Below are 17,711 nucleotides of genomic sequence, written 5' to 3'. Positions count from 1 at the left end.
CGTTTACTATAAAATAAGCAACCAACGAAGGAGGAATATATGATGAAAAATAAAGTAAAGTGGAGCGGTGTATTTCCGGCAGTTCTTATACCTTTTAATGATGATTACTCGATTGATGAAGAAGGATTTCGAGCATTAGTTCGCTGGGTGGCAAGCCATGAAGGGGTCAATGGTATCGTTGTAAACGGACACACTGGAGAAATTATGACGTTACTTCCAGAAGAACGTGCGGAGGCTGTACGAATTGCTGCTGATGAGTTAAAAGGTCGCATTCCTGTCATTTCTGGAGTATCTGCTGAGGGAACCATCGAAGCCATCCAACATGCTCAAGCAGTTGAAAAGGCAGGAGGAGAAGGAATCCTTCTAATGCCTCCACACTCATGGTTACGATTTGGCATGCAACCAGATTCAACTGTTGAGTTTTTCAAAGATGTTGCAGAAGCGATTAACATTTCGATTGTTGTCCATCAATATCCAACTTGGACAAAAGCTTCTTACACAACAAGTCAATTGTTACGAATGGCTGAAATTCCAAATGTTGTTGCAATAAAAGTCGGCCAAAGGGATATGGCACAATATGAAGTGGATGTTAGAGCATTGAAAAAGAATGCTCCAGATGTTGCACTATTAACATGTCATGATGAATATCTACTGCCTACTTTAATTCAAGGTATTGATGGCGCACTTGTCGGTTTTGGTTGCTTTGTACCTGATCTAATCGCGGAATTGGTGAAAACTGTTAAAAATCAGGATTTGGTTGCTGCTAATGCCGTTTATGACCGTATCTTTGAATTAAAACATGCTATATATAAAATGGATGAACCTTCTTCAACTTCTCATTTACGTATGAAAGAAGCGATGTATCAACGTGGATTAATTAGCAGTTCCCATGCGAGACGTCCTGTTTTGCCTTTAACCGAACAAGAAAAAGAGGAAATTCGTCAAGGTTTGCTAAAAGTAGGCTTAATCAAAGAATAAGTGAAAGCGTAGTTAATTTAGGTAGTGGTTGCGGGTATCCCGCAACCACTGCTCTATAGCATTTAGGTGGGTCTGGTTTATAATTATAAATATTTATAGATGACCCACGGAGGTATGCATTGTGACAGTAAGTATAAAAGATGTGGCACGTATAGCAGGTGTTTCAACGGCTTCTGTATCACGAGTATTAAGTGGCAAGCCCGGTGTTGGTGCGGATACAGCAGAACGAATTCGTAAAGTAATTGAGGAAATGGATTATCGCCCCAATTTAGGTGCTAGAGGGCTAGTTAAACGAACAACAGGAAATATAGCAGTTGTGGTTCCAAGGGGTTCGTTTATTCTTAATAATCCGTTTTTTTCGACAATCTTAGAAGGTATAGCAAAAGGCATTGATCAAACCGATTATAATATGCTAATGTCGTTTACTTCTTTACAACAAAAACGACTGCTAGAAACCCAGGCTGTAGATGGTGCTATTCTTTTTTCACCTCGAAATGAGGAACTAAGTTTAGAATGGCTAAAAAGTATTGGATTACCCATAGTTGTAGTGGGCAGTTACTTGGAAAATTCCCCATTTCCTTGTGTCCGTCCCGACGATGAAGATGGAATCAGACAAGCGGTGAATGCTCTTTATCAACTCGGACATCGAAACATTGGGATCATTAATGGACCAATGAGTTCCATGCATAGTATAAGGTGTTTGAACGGATACAAAAGTACAATGCTGGAACTTGGGTTAGACTACTCAGATGGAAAGGTTTTTGAAATCGATGAATTTGATGTGTTTAAAGCGACAAAAGCGATGGCTGCATTTTTAAATGATCACAGAAAAATCACTGGAGTTGTATGCTCCTCTGACTATTTAGCAATGGGTGTGATGAAAGCAGCTACAATGATTGGGTTATCTGTACCTGAGGATTTATCTGTTGTTGGTGCAGATGATGTTCCTATTTCTGATATTATAACACCATCTTTATCGTCTGTTCATGTAGATTTAGTGGGGATAGGAAGAAAAGCTACTTCAATATTAATGGATTTGATTCAAGGGAAACAAATTAGAAAAAGAGATGTAGTATTTAAAATGGAATACGTGAATCGAGCAACAACTGACGTTCCAAAGAATAGTTAAATTACTCATTCAGGCTCTGGAAAAAAATCTTGGAGTCTGACAAGTTCTATAGGCAAATGAAAGCACTTTCATGGAGCGGTGTTATTTAAAATGATTTATAAAAAGTATTGAATTAGTAGGATCAATGTTAATTGTGCCTTGGTGAGTAATTTTCAATATTTGTTGGATGCCCCCAATGAAGGAGGAGTTTAGTATGAGTATACAATTGAACAGCAATACTTCGGAAATTACTAAGGAAGTTAACGAGTATAATAAAGATGAAATTAACTTATCGAATCGCGCTTCACAACTGATTGCACGCATTGAAAGTATTCCTTTTTCCCGTTGGCACATCAAGCCACGTATAATCGCGGGGAGCGCAACTTTTTTTGATGCTTTCGATTCCTTGTCTCTGGCGTTCGTGTTACCAGTACTGATCGGTCTTTGGAAGCTTAATCCTGGAAAAATTGGTATTCTAATTGGAATTGGATATCTTGGACAAGCGATAGGGGCAATATTGTTTGGATGGTTAGCAGAACGTTTTGGACGTATTTATAGTGCCAAATGGACAGTTCTTTTGATGTCAGTGATGAGTATCGCCTGTATCTTTGCAGGCAGTTTCAACGCATTGTTGGCGCTTAGATTTATACAGGGAATTGGGATAGGTGGTGAAGTTCCTGTTGCAGCTGCTTATATCAATGAACTCTCGCGCGCGCACGGCCGTGGTCGATTTTTTATGCTTTATGAGTTGATATTCCCGATTGGACTCATGATTAGCGCACAACTTGGTACTCTTATTGTGCCGAATTTAGGTTGGAAGTGGATGTTTATAATAGGTGGTGTAGGTGGAATCATTATATTATTCCTATTTTTTACATTACGCGAATCTCCACGTTGGCTGATTTCCAAAGAACGATTTGATGAAGCTGAGCGCATTATTGAAGAGATCGAGGCAAGTACTGACAAACGCCAGCCAGTGACGATAAACGCCTCCAATGTGGTTGCAAAAGGTGATTGGAAAGAATTGTTCTCACCGTTTTACCGTAGGAGAACATTGATTGTTTGGGCATTATGGTTTTCCGCTTATTTTGTATCAAACGGTCTGAATAACTGGCTACCAAGCCTCTACAAGACAGTCTATCACCTTCCTTTGCAGCAATCTTTGCGTGCAGCATCAATCTCTAATGTTATACAAACTGTTGCTGTCTTCGCCTGTGCCCTACTGATTGACAGGATAGGTCGTAAAAGATGGGCAACAGTCGCATATCTTATAGCAGGTTTTTTACTGACTACACTTTGGCTAAGTGGCGCGAAATCTCCAACGGGCGTAATATACCTTGGATCTACAGCTTATGGCGCCATAGGTACCATTACTGTTTTACTTTATCTTTATACTCCTGAAATCTACCCAACTCGAATGCGGGCGATTGGAACAGCATTTGCCACAGCCTGGCTACGTCTCGCTTCTGCAATAGCTCCTACTATAGTTGGTTTTATTTTAGGCGCTAGAGGTATTACTTCTGTGTTTATTCTTTTTGCTTGTGTTACTGTCCTCGGTGCGTTGTTGGCATTACGAATGATTGAAACACGTGAAAAGATGTTGGAAGAGATTGCACCTTAACTAACGGATAAAAAACCAGCGTGTAATTCAACCAAGAAGTAATAAATTAAGTTTTAGGGGGACTAAAGGAAAACCGATAGTCTCCCTTATGTATATCACAGTGAGGAAGGATCACCCTAAGCATAGCTCTACTTACCTTGCTGATTGTTTACTGTATTTTGCTGCCCATTAGCTGATTAAGTACGTAAACAGAACAAAAATAATTGAACACCGCATTATTCTGCAAATTAAACTGCAGAATGCACTTAGCTACAAGATTGTATTAAGGTATGGAATTAAGCAACTGTTTTTGTGTTCGGACAAAAAACTCTTTTACCGTAGTCCATTCCAACGGCTTAAGCATTCGTGGCATAGGTTCCTGTTCCGCATCATCGAAATAAACTAGACTTTTGACAATATGGTAGTAGTTAATCGAAGTATTCGGGAACTTCTCAGGAAGGCGCCTAATAAGAGAAGTCAGAGATAAACCGCTTTGTTCGATTACATACAAATCGATGAAGTCTTTCCTTGCTCCCTGTTGACTGGCCGCAATCAACTTCATAGTACCGATATCTAAAATGGAGGCAATTTTCAATTGTGGAAGAATATCCGATACAATAGGAGATTCGAGCAGTGGGGCAGTGTAACGTAACCAAGTGACCTGAACACCATCCAAAATGCCGTGAAAGGTATTTGGCTTGGCTTCCGTGATCATCAGACGCCCTTGTTCGGATAAACCGGTCTCTATCTGTTCAGGAGTAAATGGATCGGGTGTAAACCAGTTAAAATCGATTGATTCACGATGCCCAAGCTGAAATGCCAATGCAGTACCACCAGCAAGGTAACAATTTTTAACGGGAGGGGATTCGAGAATTTTCCTTAAAACAGATTGTCTGGTGAGATCGATGACTTTCCAAAACAACGCATATCCTCCTCCTTCAAATTGAAAAAGTACTGCCAATATCTTGCTGTTTTTCGGGATAAATTTCGGCTTGTTTGAATGACGAAACGAATTTCATCCATGGAATACGCTTTGAAAAGCCAATGTAAAGTATGATGATCTCCTTCATTCAGTAAACGCTCAATGATGAATCGGCTATGCAATGCCGGCTTCAATTCATCAATATGGACATCCCAAAAAAAGGGGCTAAAATGAGCGGGAACTTGTTGTATGTTCGGCAACGAAAACCACCCTTTAACAAATTCATCTAGTATTATTGTATACCTTATTTTGGTACAAACCAAGTATTGGTTATGTAAGGAATGATTACGGGAGTTTCGCCGTTAGACCCGTACCAATTTGATTTAGTGTTAATGGAGTGATTTCAAGGAAATTGGTGTAGATGTACACATCCATCAATTCTTTTCAGCACAATTGATATAGAATCAGCATTGAAGTTGCCATGACACCCCGAACTTGTCTTCTACCCAACAAATCTGCCCAATAACATAACAACAACAAGAGGAGCCGCAATATTGACTCCTCAACTCTTGATCTACGTTAGTTCAAATTGAGTCTGCACGAAAAAAGAACCAGTTTGGCTCTTTTAACGTCATCCTTTTACCAATCCTGCTCTTAATTTATTAATGCCAAATTCCAAATAACCCTTTAAACAGGTTAACATATAAACCCAGCCTTCTTTATTGTCCACCAGATCACTTATTAGTTTATCGTCATTTTCAGTAAAACCTCCTTCATTAACTTCAATAATTGTACTAGTATTATCCAATTCTTTGAGTGTAATTGTAACAACATGTCCTTCCCCATTTGCACCCCACTGGAAAACGATTTCTTTATTTTCCTCGATCTCCATTATTTTTATATCAACTTGTGCATCGTATTCCTCATATCTCAATGTAACCGTCTTGCCTTGTTCCCATCTTTCAGAGCTGGATGAAAACCAAAAATTACCTATCTTTGCAGGATCAACGAAGGCTTCATATACGTCATTAACGGATTTGAATACTTTAATCTTCGTGATGTTGTTCATAAGCTATGTAATCCCTCTTTCAATTTATAGTTGATTTATAGAGGATGTTCAAAAAGTAGTCAAAACTCCACGGCGGATTGCTTTGCCGAATCCCAAAAAGGCTTACTCATGTACCAAACACGTACACTCCGTCGCCTTTTCGTGCTTCGGCTTCGCACTCCTTGTGTCTTACTTAACCACTTTTTGAACACGCACTTATAGTTAATGGTTCACATTAAGTTTAGCCTGATTTTTTATTGAATTAAACTGCTGCCCTTTAGCGGAACAACTCATGATCATTGCCGTTGGATATCCGAATATTTAAATTACCATTACCGTATTTTACTACTAATCGTTATCAGTCTCTACAAACTCTTTAAGAGCAGACAACTTTTTATCCCAATATTGTTCAAAAAAGGAAAGCCATTGTTTTAGTTCGACAAGGGGTTCTGGCTGAAGCTTGTACCGAGTTTCCCGCCCAACCTTCTGACTGCTGACAAGACCCGCATCGGAAAGAACATGTAGATGCTTGTTCACAGCAGTACGGGTTATCGGGAAGAATTCCGCAATTTCAGTAATCGGCATTTCCTTGTCAGCAAGCAATTTTAACAGTCTTCTACGAGTAGGGTCAGCGATTGCCTGAAATACATTATGTTTAGACGGGGTTGCTACCAATTCAAGCCTCGATATATATGGGAAGATTCTCTTTGATAATTTTCTCCCACCCACTGTCCATGATGCCATGAACGACTGAGTGAGGTTGTCCAAACTCTGTAACTTTTTCTGCATCCCAGCCAGAGTGGATCAGTGTGAGCTCAGTTTTTCCATCTTCTAACTTTTTTAATTCAAAAGTAAGATGCCAATCCTTACCCCAGTCAAAACCGACACAGTTCAGAGGGTCGATTTCCGTTACTTTGCAAGGTGAATCACCGAATTGACCTGCATGTAGGATGAAGTCACGTCCCAAAATAGGTTCAAAAGTATTTGGCATCCACCACGAAGCAATACCTTCTGATGTTGCAACAGCTTTCCATACGTGTTCAATCGGAGCATTGAAAACAACCGCTTTTTGTATGAAGATGCAGGTGTGAAGGGTAGTTTTTGAAATAATGCCCCCGGTTAACACATAACGGGTCATCGTCCACTCCCATAATAGTGGGCAATCGTGTGAAACGCTTTCTTGGGTTCCCACTGAAGCGGTGACCGAGATGTTGCGTTTCCAGTCCAGGTACGCACAAGACTATAACTTGCGGTGTCTAAGTCATAATCAGGATCAACACTGGAAGAATAGCTGGGGCTAACAAACGTGAAGACAAAGGCACCTTCCACCCCTTCATCCTCGAACAGCGCAAGCATATCAGTCAGATACCGTGCTTGTACGTCTTCATCCCGTATGAGTGGTTTGTTCAGACGCCAAGGCTTGGACTCGCGATCAATAACGAGCCAGCCCATACTACCTTGATCGTCTGCGCCAACATATGTGCAGCATCCAAATTCAGTTGCGACTATGGGCTTGCCGTACATTTTGTAGTTTCGGATCACATCACGGAAATGACTGGCATTATTCGCGTCGCGGTAAGCATCGATGCCCACTATGTCAAAGATATTCCAGTCGATATCTTCCCATAATCCTGATGCGTAGGTTAATGGACCCGAGAAATGCTTTCTCGCCTCCGTCGATGAGTGTGCCAAAAAACGGTTCAATCGTTCCAGCGGCGATCCTTGCGCAAAAAGTTCCTCAGTCCATCGTGATGGATCGGAAAGCACTGCTAAACGTTCAAGCCCGCTATCTCCTGGTATCAATCCTGCCATGAATACACTGAGTTCACACCCGATAACCAACACAACTTGAATATCGTGTTTGCGTAGTTCCTCACACACACAAGCCGCCTCTATAATCTGGCCGAACGTTTCCTGCTCGCCAGCATCGTGCAACGACGGTGAGAGCCAAACATCCAGTCCTTGACGCGCTGCGGCATCTGCAGCCATTTTCAGTCGCCCGACATCCTGCCCTGTGATGCGTACGGCAGTACAGTGCAACTCCTTAGAAATGATTTGCATCTCCCGCGTCACTAGGTTCAATGGCAGAGCTTCGCGCGTTAGTCCACCTTTGATAACAGGCATTCCAACATCGTAGGTCACGCCTTTTACTTTCAATGTCATATCCTAATTAACCCCTTTAGACCTAACCAGTACTTTTGCGGCTTCCTTTTCATCCAAACGATCTTATTTTGCCTCTAGCACAGAGTAACAGCAATTTCATTTATTCAGCAACTTTTATATAGCTGTTGCTGGAGATGGCGGATTCCTGTTGAACGTCCTTGCGGGTCACTGTCAGATAGCCGACAAAAGCAACGATAAAAATCGTTAAGACAATGCTCACCAAGCCTTTGCCATATCCAAGACCACCGACATTATGTGGCATTCCAAACCAATCCGCGAATGAGGCGCCCAATGGACGAGTCATGACGTAGGCAAACCAGAATGCGAAAATCTCATTAAGGCCAAACAGCCAATAGCACAGCCCTGGGAGCGCAAACAAGACCGCAAACAATACCCCTGAAGCAAAGTACCCCAAATGCAAGGTCATTGCCGTCATGTCCCCTGTCGCTGTTCCCATGGCGAAAGTTGCGAGTACAGTTGCCCAGTAAAACATTTCACGACGGCGAGTGTGGATGCTGTGTATTGACAACGTCTTCTCAACCCTGTACCAAGTGGCGAATACCACCGTCAGAATGACTGCAAAGGCAATGGTTGAGACATAGTATGGAATCCCCAATACAATATGCGTCGCATCTGCGACCATCGTGCCAAAAACGGCCACCATGACGACCAGAAGCCAGTAAATCCATGCCACATATTTACGAACCGCAAATTGCAGAATCAATGCAATGACAAACCCGATACCTCCAAGAATTACTGCAAGGTATGGATTCATATGGTAGACAAGATAGTCTGAAGTTGTTTCACCCATGGCTGTCGTCAGCAACTTTATAATCCAGAAATATAACGTAATTTCTGGAACCTTCGTAAAGAACCGCTGCGCACAACGCGTGTTATCGGAAAAAGACTTGTTCATATGATGCTCGTTCCTCCTCAATACTATTGCCATCCATTCCCTATAGTTACATGTATCGTTTGCTCTACATATAAACAGATGAAAAAACTTTGCATTTAGTTCTGATTCGTTTTTGGGATTAATTTTAGGAACGGCATATGAAAGGTTGAATCATAATATAATCGAAAAATCACCAAGAACGATTGTTAAGTATATAACAATTCTTTTGTTGAACTATCCTGCCCATTGAGTAGGGTGGTATTCAAAAATATTTTGCGAAAATAGAATGAAAGGTTTTGTTTTTGTCGGTACTGACGCTCCGGTGGGGCGAGCAGTGTATGTGAATCGCTTCGATTCTGGTACTACCAGACATAACAAACTGCGGAAATGGAATAATACAATTGTGGAATGTGACAATAAACAGGGAGACCATGCAGAAAACATTCTAGGGCATTGCTTAGCTTTAGGAATAGCAAGAATTTACTCCCCCACTAATCAACAGAATCGAGTGATTCAAGTATGACTCATGCAGTTATGAAACAAATAATAGAATACATAAATAAATCAGTTGCCGCAAATAAGGGATATGCTCACATCTGGTCAACACAAATTCTATGGACATGGCAATGGTGGTTTGAATTAGTCCTGACAATTGGTCCAATCATAATATGGTTTATTTTTAGGAAAAGGGACAGCACAGGACGCTTGCTGTATGTTGGTTTTTTTGCGCTGATTATTATTTCATGGCTGGATCTTTTAGGTAACTCATATAAATTTTGGTACTATCCTTTTAAATTAATTCCCACGTTCCCACCATTCTTCCCATGGGACACATTAATGTCCATAGAGATTATGTTTCTTATTCAATATAAGCCGACTTTTTCTCCTTGGCTCAAATCCATTACATTTGGACTTGTAAATGCATTCGTGGGCGAACCAGTTATGAAGTTGTTGGGTTTGTACGTTCTTGTGCATTGGAAGCACATTTATTCGTTCCCGGTTTATATCGTTATTTATTTGCTTGCGCATCGTATGGCTCAATCTAAGACATTTGACATGTTATATGAAATGTAGATTATTAATTCTGAAAACCTCCATACAGAAATACAAAAAGGGATAACTTTACAAACCATGTGTATTAATGATATAGTACACATATAGCGTATGAACTATTTAGTACATACACGCCTTGTTGTTAGATCAGGTTTGGCAAGAAAGGAACTTAGGAGATGGATAGATGAACGTTACGTTTAATAATCGCGATCCGGTTTATCTGCAGGTTGTCCGGCATTTTAAAGAAGAAATCGCAACAGGCAAACTGATAGCGGGCCAGGAGATTCCATCTCGCAGGGAACTGGCCGGTTTGCTCAAGATTAATCCAAATACGGCACAGCGGGCTTACAAGGAAATGGAGGAGCAGAAGTTGATCACGACAGAAGGCAATTCTCCTAGTCGGATTACAGCAGATGAACGGATTTTGAACTCGATACGGGAAGAGCTTCTGCGGGAAGCTGTCGAAGCATTTGTACATTCTGTCAAGAAAATTGATGTGCCTGTGGATGAACTGCTGCACATAGTGAGAGAAAAATATGAATCGGAATGTGCGAAAGAGTAGGCAATGTTTACGATTACTGTTTTCTTGTGCAAAACTTCAAGGAGGTCGCTATATGATCGAAGTGGATCGAATCAGTAAGAAATACGGCAGAAAAAGAGTGCTGGATGAAGTGTCGTTCACTGCGGAGAAAGGCCAGATAACCTGCTTGGTCGGCATTAATGGGGTAGGCAAGTCCACTGTCATGAAAGCGATCATGGGACTGACTCCAGTCAGTGGCGGTCAAATCCGGATCGACGGCCAGCCGGTCGATAAGCGGATTTACGAGAAAGTCGTCTTCATTCCGGATATCTTGACAATGCCTTCCCATATGAGGATTGGAGAAGCGATGCAGTTTATGCAGGATTTCTATACGAATTGGAACGGGCAGCGTGCGTTGGAGTTGTTATCCTTCTTCAAGCTGAAAGAACAGGATCGAATCGGAGATTTATCCAAAGGAAATGCGGCCAAAGCCAATTTGCTGCTTGGCTTATCCATTAACGCGGATTATTTGCTCATGGACGAACCATTTTCGGGGATCGATATTTTCAGCAGAGAGCAGATCGCAAATGTGTTTACCAGCCATTTAATCGAGGATCGCGGGGTTATTATTACCACACACGAAATTCACGATATCGAACATTTGATCGATAAAGTCGTATTGCTTGACCAAGGCAGGGTACTGAAGGAATTTAACGCGGAGGATGTGCGGTTGAAAGAAGGCAAGTCTGTTTTAGATGTTATGAGGGAGGTGTATCAATGAATCGTTATGGGAAACTTCTAAATTGGGAGATTCACCGGTTTGGAAAATACTATGCCGTATTGTGGCTCGTGACCTTTTTTTCGCAATTTACCGGCGTTTTCTTATTTGCCAATGCATTCATGAACCGGGCGAATGCTGCGATTCGCGATCATTCCATATCAGCAGCCGAATATGCGGCTCATTTTGAAACAGCCAGCTTTTTAAATTACAGCAAAACATTATGGTTTACGGCTCCTATCGAATTGTGTATTGCAGCGCTCTTGTTGTATAGTTTCCTGGTTTGGTATCGGGAGTGGTTCGGGAAGAATACATTCATCTACCGGCTTCTTATGCTGCCGACTTCAAGGATGAACGTCTACTTTGCCAAGATCAGCGCTATTTTTCTGTTTGTTTTGGGGCTTGTCGCTTTTCAAGTGCTGATTCTTCAACTGGAGATACTTGCTTTCAATTTTATAGTTCCCCGTGAATTAAGGGATTCCGTATCCATCATAGATCTGATACGAATGAATTCCCTGATGAGTGTTCTTATTCCCATGTACTTCATTCAATTTCTCTTGTATTACGGTGCGGGACTGATGGGAGTGATTGTCGTATTTACAGCGATTCTACTGGAACGAAGCTTTCGATTGAAAGGAATGATAGCGGGGATCATTTATGGAATCGCTGCCGGCTTTATTTTCCTATTTCCAGTACTGATTGCGGGAAAATGGTATCCGGATTACTTTTACCCCAGTGAAATTGTCAGAATGGAAATCGCTGTCGGGATTTTGATCACCGGTTGCTCGTTGTGGTTCAGTTACTATTTGCTGCAAAAGAAAATAAGCGTATAGGGGGGAAACAAATGAAACGTTATTGGAAACTGGCCGTGCTTATCCCGTTTATCGTTTTCACGATAGGCATCTATTACGCGGAGGCATCTGTAGGTGGTCATCCGGAGTACTATATAAAAACGCAGAAGGGCAATGGGCAGGTAGCGTCCGGAATTAAGCTTAAAGGAAATTACAAGTATGATGCGGTCACCATCAGTACAAAGGGAAGTACATATCAAAGCGACCAGTCGTTTTGGAAGTCATTGGACTCCTATTATTATTCCACCCAGAGGCTGAAGGAGATGGCGAAACAATATCCTCAATTCATGAGAGGAAAACAAAATCCGAATGCTTTCTATGTGGATAGTCGAGTAATCGGGTATGCGAATATCAATTCGCAAGGCCAATCCGATTTTCGCATCAACGTCTCCATATACGACAAAAAACAGAAAGACAGTTTATCTTTCGAGGTTAAGATGCCGAAACAGAATCCACATGAGTTTGTCAACGCGTATAATGTCCAGGTCGGCGGACAGTTTATGAAACTGTTGACGCTGAATTACAATACGAATCAGGCGACGGGGCAAGGTCCGGTTGTTCACCTTTACACGTTGGACCTGAACAAGAAGAAGGTTGTGGCGGATCATTCGATCTTGTCCTATGCTTCTTCAGGTGAAAGCAAACAGGGAGTCATCAGTGGAATCAATGAAACGGATGCTTTAAAAAAACCGAGCAACTATATAGTTTTTCAAATGGTGCATGACAATAATGGATGGATGACAAATGGATTGACTACAGAATCGTCAAGGCCTTATGCGGCAAAAGCTAATACTGTGAACAGCCGTGAGCTATTTGTTTATGACATAAAAAGCGGCAAGTTGTCGAGGGTGGAAAGTAAGCTCGTAAATGAACTTTTGCAATCCATAGCACCGCCTGCAATCAGTCAAAATGGGGACGATCTGTTCCTTATATCAACGGCGGATCCAAAGGGACCACGGGTGATCCGATATAGCCTTTCTGAAAAGAAGATCAGCAGCGATCTTATAATCCCGCTTAAAGATCTTCAAGCGAACGCGGAGATAGTTAGTGTTTCAAAAATCGCCAACAACCGATTGTATATGATTGTTACTTCAAAAAAGAATCGTTTTGCCGATCCCATGATAGATATTGCCGAACTGAACACAGGGAAGATTGTCTATCGGGGAATTGTTTCCCGGAAAGACAATAAAGAATTGGGCAATCTGCAGATTTATAGCATCTCGCTTGGTGCCTAAGTCGAGACTTATTCCGAGAGGGACTTATATAATCGACATATTAAAAAACAAAGAACCCTTTACTGATGAAAAAAGTAAGGGTTTAACCTCTAGCATATTGACGCAAACTACAGTATATGGTATTTAAATAGTGATTAGCACTCAAACCGTTAGAGTGCTAATGATTTGACAGCTGTAGAATGATACGTATTGCATGCATAGATCGTATGCCCGAGGTAGGCGATATATTGGAAGGAGAGATTATAGTGGAAAAGAAACAGTTTCAGGCAGAATCGAAACGACTGCTGGAAATGATGATTAACTCCATTTATTCCCATAAGGAGATTTTTTTAAGAGAGTTAATCTCGAATGCTAGCGACGCCATTGACAAAATTTATTACAAAGCTTTAACGGACGACACCTTAAGTTTCGATAAAGACAGCTACTATATAAAATTGGTTGCTGACAAGGAAAACAGAACATTGAAAATCTCCGATACCGGGATCGGGATGACAAAAGAAGAACTGGAAAATAACCTTGGAATCATTGCCAAAAGCGGTTCTTTAGCATTTAAAAATGAAAATGAGTCGAAAGATGGATATGATATCATCGGTCAATTTGGAGTCGGATTTTATTCAGCTTTTATGGTAGCTGACGTAGTTACTGTAATCAGCAAGGCTTTAGGGAGCGATGAAGCTTTCAAGTGGGAATCGACGGGTGCGGATGGATACACGATCGAGCCATATGAGAAAGATTCAGTTGGGACAGAGATTCTTCTGAAAATCAAAGAGAATACAGAAGATGAAAACTATGACGAGTACCTTGAGGAGTATCGATTAAAATCGATCATAAAAAAATATTCGGATTTCATTCGATATCCGATCAAAATGGATGTTACGGAAAGGAAGCTTAAAGAAGGCAGCGAGAACGAATTTGAGGATTACCGTGAAGAACAGATTATAAATAGTATGGTTCCGATTTGGAGAAAGAATAAAAGTGAGCTTACCGCTGAAGATTATGAGAATTTTTACTCGGAAAAGCGTTACGGTTTTGACAAACCGATCAAACATATCCACATCAGTGTAGACGGTGCAGTGCGCTACAATGCAATTTTATTTATTCCGGAAAAAACACCGTTTGACTATTATACAAAGGAATATGAAAAGGGGTTAGAGCTCTATTCAAATGGCGTATTGATTATGAATAAATGCTCGGATTTACTCCCGGACTATTTTAGCTTTGTCAAAGGAATGGTCGATTCGGAAGATCTGTCCCTGAATATATCCAGAGAGATTTTACAACATGATCGACAATTGAAGTTAATTGCCAAGAACATAAACAAAAAAATAAAAAGTGAATTGCAAAGTTTGTTAAAGAATGAAAGAGAAAAGTATGAAGAATTTTATCAGTCATTCGGAAGACAGTTAAAATATGGGATTTACAGTGATTTTGGAAGTAATAAAGAAACATTGCAGGACTTGTTGATGTTCTACTCATCCAAAGAGAAGAAGGTGGTAACATTGGATGAGTATGTATCAAGAATGCCTGAAGATCAAAAATATATTTATTACGCTTCTGGAGAAACGTATGAAAGAATTGAAAAATTGCCACAGACAGAGTTGGTAGCGGAAAAAGGATATGAAATTTTATATTTCACCGACGATATCGATGAGTTCGCAATCAAAATGGTAATGACATATAAAGATAAAGAATTCAAATCGGTATCTAGCGGTGATTTGGGGATTGAAGCAGAAGACAGTCACAAGAATACCGAATCGGAAGAGCAAGAAAACAAAGACCTGCTTGGCTATATGAAACAGATATTATCAGATAAAGTAAAAGATGTGCGGGCGTCAAAACGATTAAAGACACATCCTGTATGTTTATCGACGGACGGCGAAGTAACGATCGAAATGGAAAAAATACTCAACGCAATGCCGGGCAACCAAAATATAAAAGCTGACAAAGTCTTGGAAATTAATACGAATCATGAGGTGTTCCAATCACTGAAAGATGCCTATGAAAAAGATCAAGAGAAATTAAATTTATACACACATCTGCTGTACAATCAGGCGCTTTTAATTGAGGGATTGCCAATCTATGATCCGGTAGAGTTTACGAATGACATTTGCAAAATCATGGTGTAACGGCAAAATCGCCGTATAAAGTGACATTCAACAAACAGATTGAATAAAAACGGGCGAGCATGGATTTTTGTCCATGCTCTAGTTTTTGCGGCATGTGTTTTCAATGCTCGAAATGTAGAAATAGGTGACACAGAAAGCAGCTTGCCCAAAAATCGCCAAATTCTACTGTTGGACTATGCAGGCGGTCTGACGCCATTCAGAAGATCCCAGGTATTCAATCCAAATGTAAATTGAAAATGCGGATAATCAACAATACTTTTAAAATTGCCGCCCCATTCCAGGCCCACTTGTAATCCCAATTGGCCCATTCTTTTAAATTTTTCCACATCATTCGATATCATTCCGTTTTCATAAGGTGCAGCATCAAACGCTAATCCCCAGTTGTGATACGAGTCTCCACCTCTGGCGTTCGTAACAATATTGCCTGGCGTCCATCTGCCTTGGGCAAATAGCCGATCTTCTTCATCCCAACTTCTAAACGCTGCATAAATATGGACATCCAACTGATTTGCTCGCGTTAATTCGAGAAATCTTGTGGCCATGGAAGCGACATGCGGATTTAGCGAACGTAAAGCATTTGAACTTGGAAGATATTCATAATGATCCTTTGGATGTGGGTTAAACAATCTCTGCCTTGTCCTGGGGTCAACAATTCCTGATGGATAAAGCTGATTGTCAGTTTGAAATTTTTTTACTGCCGCTGTTGTAGTGGGACCAAACCATCCATCGGGATATCCGGAATGATATCCGTTGGAATTCAGTAATTTTTGTACTGCTTTCACATTCTCAATTAAAATTTTCCATGTAACAGAATCGACAACACCTACATGCGGCAAATCAAACCGGTCTTTAAAATTTAGCAATGCATCTCGTGTCCGTATATCCAAAACACCATCAATCGCAAAGCCATTATAATTAAGGGCTAACCCGTCAAGACCCATTTGCAGCAATTGTACATATCGGCCTGTAGAACCTAATGTTAGGATTGGCAATATCGACATACATGCAGCACACCCTTTTTTGAAATGTAAGCCTATAACTACTTTTTGAACAAGCACTAAAATGCTTTTTTCTAGCAACAGTGTATGGGCGGGGGACGTTGTCCTGTTCCAATTGACCAGTCCCTTTTTTATATTGACAGCGACTAACGATCAACAAAAAATAATTACTACAGAACCACTCCACTTTCGATTGCACTGGTGGAGTAGTTCTGTTTCGAGTAAAAAAACAAAAAACAGGCATGTTTCTCAAAATTAAAAGCATATTCTTGAGTATACAGTTCATTTAAAACATTAAGGGTGGATACGATTGAAGCGAAACTTTTTGAAAATAAAGGAAGGCTTGTATCTTTCGCAGCATGATCTTTTTTTCTTCCAAAAGTATCTGCGCTTCTTCCCAAAGGACTCCAATATGCGATATGAATATGCCAAAGAACTTGAGAAAGAAGGGAAGATTGGTGCAGCGATCGAACAGTATGAAAGAGCTGCAAAAGACGGGAATTTGGCTTCTATCGGAAAGCTAAGGATGATATCATCTGAGTTGGACATGGAGCAACCAAAGGAGAAGATGAGGAATCGCTTTTTGCCATATGTATTAGGGATTCTTCTCTTCTTGGCATTTTTTGCAGCGATGTTATTTTTACTCAGTTGGTGGTACAGGCATTACTTTCTGCATTCAATTAAGTATGAATACAGCAGTACCAAAATTGAACGTTTTTTTGGACAAAGTACAGACAGGAAATCTGTAAAGACTTCGCCGAATGAACTTCCTCTATTAGTTGTTGAGAATGCCATAGAAAGATTTAAGCAAGAAAAAGGGAGATTTCCTAAAGATCTTTCAGAGTTAACATCCCGCACTCCAGATAATTGGCTGAGTTTTATACCGAATGGAGTTTCATATTCCCTCGGTAATCATTTCTATGAACTTTCCTTCGATAACAAGGTTTCCACATTTTCAGATGGATTGTTGGAGCTTGATTATTATCCTAAAACAAATCAATTAGGAGTTGCGAGAGGGAATGAAATATTAGCCCTGTATCCGGTTGCTTCAGGTACTTCTATCCCTTTTTCGGAAAGTACAGTATCAAAACGAGTGATTAACCCCAATGGCGGTACGGGGGCACTTGGTACAAGGGGGCTTCAGCTCCAAGCGGATTATGCGATTCATGGAACCAACCAACCCCAATATATTGGTGAAAAAGGAATCACTCATGGTTGTTTGCGTATGAGGAATCGCGACATTGAAACTCTCTATCCGTATATCTCCATCGGCACGCCTTTCAAAATGAAAAGCGGTACACCATCACAAGCTACTTTTCAATCGGGGCTCCCAAGTTTGGGAGATATCCAGAATCCTGAAAAGGAAGAGACAAAGGGAGTGTATTACAATTGGAGGTATTAGATCTCACGCATATCTCCAGAACAGGTACATATAT

At 40.7% G+C, this 17,711-nt stretch carries 18 protein-coding genes; 10 read left to right on the top strand and 8 right to left on the bottom strand.

What is annotated here, in order from left to right; genetic code table 11:
* Window positions 1-42: 42 nt before the first annotated feature.
* The 3 genes from LSG31_RS05395 to LSG31_RS05385 all read left to right on the top strand — a co-directional run bounded on the left by LSG31_RS05395 (window position 43) and on the right by LSG31_RS05385 (window position 3,707).
* Window positions 43-978, top strand: a complete 936-nt coding sequence (locus LSG31_RS05395; RefSeq protein WP_347438377.1) for a dihydrodipicolinate synthase family protein — start codon at window positions 43-45, stop codon at window positions 976-978.
* Window positions 979-1,099: 121 nt separating this feature from the next.
* Window positions 1,100-2,107 (top strand): LacI family DNA-binding transcriptional regulator, encoded by a 1,008-nt coding sequence (locus LSG31_RS05390; protein ID WP_347438376.1) that lies wholly within the window; start codon window positions 1,100-1,102, stop codon window positions 2,105-2,107.
* A gap of 193 nt (window positions 2,108-2,300) precedes the next feature.
* Window positions 2,301-3,707 (top strand): MFS transporter, encoded by a 1,407-nt coding sequence (locus LSG31_RS05385; RefSeq protein ID WP_347438375.1) that lies wholly within the window; start codon window positions 2,301-2,303, stop codon window positions 3,705-3,707.
* Window positions 3,708-3,969: 262 nt separating this feature from the next.
* On the opposite strand, the gene LSG31_RS05380 is transcribed toward LSG31_RS05385, so the two are convergent.
* The 7 genes from LSG31_RS05380 to LSG31_RS05355 all read right to left on the bottom strand — a co-directional run bounded on the left by LSG31_RS05380 (window position 3,970) and on the right by LSG31_RS05355 (window position 8,735).
* Entirely contained in the window at window positions 3,970-4,608 is a 639-nt protein-coding gene (locus LSG31_RS05380; RefSeq protein WP_347438374.1) for a nucleotidyl transferase AbiEii/AbiGii toxin family protein, read from the bottom strand.
* A complete protein-coding gene (locus tag LSG31_RS23275) occupies window positions 4,566-4,868 on the bottom strand; it encodes a DUF6922 domain-containing protein (protein ID WP_430734244.1) in 303 nt (100 codons plus the stop codon). Before LSG31_RS23275 ends, LSG31_RS05380 begins: the two co-directional genes overlap by 43 nt.
* A gap of 371 nt (window positions 4,869-5,239) precedes the next feature.
* Window positions 5,240-5,677, bottom strand: a complete 438-nt coding sequence (locus tag LSG31_RS05375) for an SRPBCC family protein (RefSeq protein ID WP_347438373.1) — start codon at window positions 5,675-5,677, stop codon at window positions 5,240-5,242.
* A gap of 327 nt (window positions 5,678-6,004) precedes the next feature.
* Window positions 6,005-6,331, bottom strand: a complete 327-nt coding sequence (locus LSG31_RS05370; RefSeq protein ID WP_347438372.1) for an ArsR/SmtB family transcription factor — start codon at window positions 6,329-6,331, stop codon at window positions 6,005-6,007.
* A 1-nt stretch (window position 6,332) separates the two neighbouring features.
* Complete coding sequence (locus LSG31_RS05365) at window positions 6,333-6,794, bottom strand: SRPBCC family protein (protein WP_347438371.1); 462 nt, start codon at window positions 6,792-6,794, stop codon at window positions 6,333-6,335.
* Window positions 6,791-7,819 (bottom strand): glycoside hydrolase family 113 protein, encoded by a 1,029-nt coding sequence (locus LSG31_RS05360; RefSeq protein ID WP_347438370.1) that lies wholly within the window; start codon window positions 7,817-7,819, stop codon window positions 6,791-6,793. The genes LSG31_RS05365 and LSG31_RS05360 overlap by 4 nt, the downstream gene beginning before the upstream one ends.
* 100 nt (window positions 7,820-7,919) lie before the next feature.
* The gene (locus LSG31_RS05355; RefSeq protein ID WP_347438369.1) at window positions 7,920-8,735 is read right to left on the bottom strand and encodes a COG4705 family protein; all 816 of its coding nucleotides are present in this window, start codon (window positions 8,733-8,735) and stop codon (window positions 7,920-7,922) included.
* Between the two features lie 498 nt (window positions 8,736-9,233).
* On the opposite strand from LSG31_RS05355, the gene LSG31_RS05350 reads away from it, so the two are divergent.
* The 6 genes from LSG31_RS05350 to htpG all read left to right on the top strand — a co-directional run bounded on the left by LSG31_RS05350 (window position 9,234) and on the right by htpG (window position 15,277).
* Window positions 9,234-9,788 carry a CBO0543 family protein gene (locus tag LSG31_RS05350; RefSeq protein ID WP_347438368.1) on the top strand — a complete coding sequence of 185 codons (555 nt, stop codon included), beginning with the start codon at window positions 9,234-9,236 and terminating at the stop codon, window positions 9,786-9,788.
* Window positions 9,789-9,951: 163 nt separating this feature from the next.
* Window positions 9,952-10,329, top strand: coding sequence for a GntR family transcriptional regulator (locus tag LSG31_RS05345; protein ID WP_347438367.1), 378 nt, complete (start codon window positions 9,952-9,954; stop codon window positions 10,327-10,329).
* Between the two features lie 52 nt (window positions 10,330-10,381).
* Entirely contained in the window at window positions 10,382-11,068 is a 687-nt protein-coding gene (locus LSG31_RS05340) for an ABC transporter ATP-binding protein (RefSeq protein ID WP_347438366.1), read from the top strand.
* Complete coding sequence (locus LSG31_RS05335) at window positions 11,065-11,898, top strand: hypothetical protein (protein WP_347438365.1); 834 nt, start codon at window positions 11,065-11,067, stop codon at window positions 11,896-11,898. Before LSG31_RS05340 ends, LSG31_RS05335 begins: the two co-directional genes overlap by 4 nt.
* Before the next feature lie 11 nt (window positions 11,899-11,909).
* A complete protein-coding gene (locus LSG31_RS05330; RefSeq protein ID WP_347438364.1) occupies window positions 11,910-13,151 on the top strand; it encodes a hypothetical protein in 1,242 nt (413 codons plus the stop codon).
* Between the two features lie 245 nt (window positions 13,152-13,396).
* On the top strand, window positions 13,397-15,277 hold the full coding sequence (gene htpG, locus LSG31_RS05325; RefSeq protein WP_347438363.1) for a molecular chaperone HtpG: 1,881 nt from the start codon (window positions 13,397-13,399) through the stop codon (window positions 15,275-15,277).
* A 173-nt stretch (window positions 15,278-15,450) separates the two neighbouring features.
* Here the strand turns inward: htpG and LSG31_RS05320 are convergent, their stop codons facing one another.
* The gene (locus LSG31_RS05320) at window positions 15,451-16,278 is read right to left on the bottom strand and encodes a peptidoglycan-binding protein (RefSeq protein WP_347438362.1); all 828 of its coding nucleotides are present in this window, start codon (window positions 16,276-16,278) and stop codon (window positions 15,451-15,453) included.
* 322 nt (window positions 16,279-16,600) lie between these two features.
* Between LSG31_RS05320 and LSG31_RS05315 the strand changes: the two genes are divergently transcribed.
* A complete protein-coding gene (locus tag LSG31_RS05315; RefSeq protein WP_347438361.1) occupies window positions 16,601-17,677 on the top strand; it encodes a L,D-transpeptidase in 1,077 nt (358 codons plus the stop codon).
* Window positions 17,678-17,711: the final 34 nt, after the last annotated feature.

This window comes from Fodinisporobacter ferrooxydans, assembly GCF_022818495.1.
In the GTDB taxonomy this organism is placed as follows: Bacteria; Bacillota; Bacilli; order Tumebacillales; family MYW30-H2; genus Fodinisporobacter; species Fodinisporobacter ferrooxydans.
This window is presented reverse-complemented; position numbering and strand designations above follow the sequence as displayed.